This is a genomic window from Pseudomonas sp. EA_5y_Pfl2_R50, assembly GCF_963970475.1.
In the GTDB taxonomy this organism is placed as follows: Bacteria; Pseudomonadota; Gammaproteobacteria; order Pseudomonadales; family Pseudomonadaceae; genus Aquipseudomonas.
Window position 1 is genome coordinate 1 of sequence record NZ_CAXAPT010000191.1, and the last position, 442, is coordinate 442.

Consider the following 442-nt stretch of genomic DNA (forward strand, 5'->3'; position numbering starts at 1 on the left):
GGCGGCACGTCGGTGAAACGGATGCGCCAATACACCTTGCCCTCGGCGATCTGGCTGGCCGTGTTCAGTTCGGTGTCGGCGAACACTTCAAAGTTGATGATCGCGCCCTGGGCTTTCAGGTCGCGCATGAATGCATCCAGACCGTTGGTGACATCGGTCACGTAGGTCTTGGTGATCGAGCGGTCAACCGCCCACTTGTGCCCGGCCTGCACCGCGTCCATGAGGATGAACAGCGTGCGAACGCGGGTAACGAACGCCCACTTCGGATCGCTCGACAGCGTGCGGTTGCCCCACAGGCGGTAACCGTCGTCGCGAATGATCGTGGTGATATTGGCGTTGTTGAGCAGGTTGGCCCGACAGGTCTCGTCGCCGTCCAGGTACTCGACCGCGCGGCCGGTACCGGTGATGCCGGTCAACTCCTTGTTCGACGGCGACGCCCAGA

At 62.4% G+C, this 442-nt stretch carries 1 protein-coding gene; it reads right to left on the bottom strand.

The features are described 5' to 3' along the window. A partial coding sequence (locus tag AACY19_RS27395; RefSeq protein ID WP_339454620.1) for a phage tail sheath family protein occupies positions 1-442 on the bottom strand: 442 nt, incomplete at both ends.